This window comes from Nostoc sp., assembly GCF_036919495.1.
In the GTDB taxonomy this organism is placed as follows: Bacteria; Cyanobacteriota; Cyanobacteriia; order Cyanobacteriales; family Nostocaceae; genus Nostoc.
This window is the reverse complement of the sequence record NZ_JBALBZ010000005.1, coordinates 1-3,098: the sequence shown is the minus strand read 5'-3', so window position 1 is coordinate 3,098 and position 3,098 is coordinate 1. Positions and strand designations below refer to the sequence as shown.

The 3,098-nt window shown below is 34.2% G+C and carries 2 protein-coding genes; both read left to right on the top strand.

Features of this window, described 5'->3' with window-relative positions:
* The first annotated feature begins 3 nt into the window (after nucleotides 1-3).
* On the top strand, nucleotides 4-717 hold the full coding sequence (rpaB, locus tag V7K25_RS00280; RefSeq protein ID WP_335154032.1) for a response regulator transcription factor RpaB: 714 nt from the start codon (nucleotides 4-6) through the stop codon (nucleotides 715-717).
* A gap of 616 nt (nucleotides 718-1,333) precedes the next feature.
* Nucleotides 1,334-2,968: an IS1634 family transposase gene (locus V7K25_RS00275; protein ID WP_335154030.1), complete on the top strand. Its 1,635-nt coding sequence runs from the start codon at nucleotides 1,334-1,336 to the stop codon at nucleotides 2,966-2,968.
* Nucleotides 2,969-3,098 lie beyond the last annotated feature (130 nt).

Here is a 3,098-nt window from a genome sequence, read left to right as displayed (position 1 = left end):
ACAATCTTAGTAGTAGACGACGAAGCCAGTATCCGGCGAATTTTACAGACGCGTCTTGAGATGATTGGCTACAGTGTAGTTACAGCTAGTGATGGTGAAGAAGCTTTGTCAGCTTTTCGCCTGTTGACCCCTGATTTAATAGTTCTGGATGTAATGATGCCAAAGCTGGATGGCTACGGTGTGTGCCAAGAATTACGGAAAGAGTCAGATGTGCCAATCATCATGCTCACAGCTTTAGGAGATGTAGCAGACCGAATCACTGGGCTAGAACTCGGTGCTGATGACTACATGACGAAACCTTTCTCACCCAAGGAACTGGAAGCTCGAATTGCCTGCGTACTAAAACGACGCTCCCACAAAACCAGTATTAATAGTATTCCTAACTCTCTTATAATCCATCTGGGCAATCTCAAAATCGATATAAATAAGCGGCAAGTCCACAAAAATGAGCAACGCATTCGGTTGACAGGTGTGGAGTTTAGCTTATTGGAGTTGTTAGTTAATCATTCGGGAAAGATTTTTTCAAGGGTTGAAATATTACAGCAATTGTGGGGCTTTGTACCAGAGATGAGTACAGACACCCGTGTGGTAGATGTGCATATTTCACGATTGCGGACAAAGGTAGAATCCGATCCGAATAACCCAGAATTTATTTTGACAGCAAGAGGTAGTGGTTATTTTTTCCCACGAATTATTGATTCAGAACAGGAAATTTAGCAATTATCTGGCAAAAAAGTAGCACTAAAGATGTTTTAAGTAAATCGGTAGAGCGATTGAGCTAACTCTCGTCAGTTTGATGGATGTTTCAGTAGCTTTTTGAGCAGCAGAGGTTCTTGCACTTTGTTGAATAAACTGAATTCTAGCGCTCCAACAGGAATTTTTCCTAAACTAGTAAACTCATAAGATGGAGGGGTTAAATACACGTTTTTGTGGAACATTCCAGCTTTAGACATCTCCAGAAATTAAATATGCGTTATCCAGAACCCTTGTAGAGACGTAGCATTGCTACGTCTCTACACTCTTTTTCGGAGATGTCTATTAGCCTGATGAAGCAGAGGTTGAGTTTGGTAGCCCACATTCCGCACCCGAACTGTCACAAGTTCATTAGTACTTACCTAATTGTCGGTGAACAGTACTTATGAACTATAAGCTGAAGTTGTATTTTAAAGCTTAATAATAATTTATTCTATTAATGTGTGATTAACTTAAGCCAAAGCCTCCAGGTGTGTATGTGAAAGAAGAGAGTGAAAACTCACGCGGTTGACATTACAAATAAATTTGTAGGTTCATCAAATGCGAAAATGACAGTTGTTGTAACTTTCATTTCATAACCATGTTTAACCACCAAGAGATTGAAATTCAGAACATAGATCATTTGGGTATAATTGCAGGAATTATAGATGCCATAGGCTTAGTAGATATTATTAATGAATTAGTTGGTCAAGAGGCACAAGAAAAAATTAGTCCGGGACATGTAGTTAAAGCAATGATATTAAATGGACTGGGTTTTGTAAGCAGTCCGTTATATATGTTTCCAGAGTTTTTTAAAGATAAACCTTGTGAACATCTAATTGGAGAAGGAGTAAAAGCGGAATATTTAAATGATGATAAATTAGGTAGAGTAATGGATAAGTTATTTATTAAAGGTTTAACTGAGATATTTTTAGAGATTACTATAAATGTAATACAACAATTTAATATTAGTTTAAAATTGTCACATTTAGACTCCACCTCACTACATTTACATGGTGAATATAACACTAGTTTACCAGATGTAATTATTCATAATAATTCATCAAATGGTCAAATCAAATCACCACAAGCTATTGAAATTACTTATGGTTATTCTCGTGACCATAGACCCGATTTAAAACAATTTATTATAGACTTAATATCATCATCTGATGGAGATATACCAATATTTTTAAAATCTGCATCTGGAAATCAATCCGATTCTTCAAGTTTTGCTAACATATTTTTAGAATACAAAGAACAAATGCAAAAACCACAAATAAAAAATGAAGATAGTTTAATGGTTGCAGATGCAGCTTTCTATAACGCAAAAAATATCAGTTCATTATTTGGAACGAGATGGTTATCTAGAGTCCCTATGACTATAAAACTGGCAAAAGAACTAGTATCAACATTATTATCAACTAATTTTATTAGTAGTTCTTTAACCGGATATTATTATTCTGTAGTTAAAAGTAATTATGGTGGAGTTGAACAAAGATGGTTAGTTGTAGAAAGCACTGAAAGAAAAGAATCTGATTTACGAAAATTAGAGAAAAGAATATCTAAGTCAAAAACTAGTGCATTAGATCAGCTTAAAAAACTACTTGACTTCAAATTTAATTCTCGTGACTGTGCTATCAAAGCCGTGGAAAATTTAAAAAAAAAGTTTAAGTACCATCAAATTGATAACATCGATTATTTAGAGAAAGAATCAAAAGATAAAAAAGTTTTTTATCAAGTAAATGCTTCATTGTCTGAGAATATACATGCTATTAAAATAGCTTATCAAGGTGCTGGGCGTTTCATACTTTCTACAAACATTTTAGATGAAAAATCTCTTAGTAATGATGATATGCTTTCCGAATACAAGGCACAGCAAAGCTGTGAGCGGGGATTTGGATTTCTCAAAGACCCCTTATTTTTTGCAGATAGTATTTTTCTGAAATCTCCAGAAAGAATTGAAGCTATGGCTATGATAATGGGATTATGCCTATTAGTCTATACTTTAGCTCAAAGACAAATAAGAAAAGCCTTATCGGCATCGAAATCTACTATTAAAAATCAGCTTGGTAAATCTATAAATAATCTGACTATGCGATGGATATTTCAATGTTTTCAATCTATACATTTAGTGAAATCTGATAATCAAATATCAATCTCTAATTTGAATTCGGAAAGAGAATATATTCTGAGTTTTTTGCCAGAGAATTGTCGTTATTATTATAAATGTTAATCGGGCTGTATCTACAATATATTTGTCATAGAGACATCGGATGAGGGAGTAAATAAGGTTTCAAAAAACTCTACTATAGTTTGAAGTTTTTCTGAGTAATCTTGAGAAGCACGATATTGAACTGACTGCG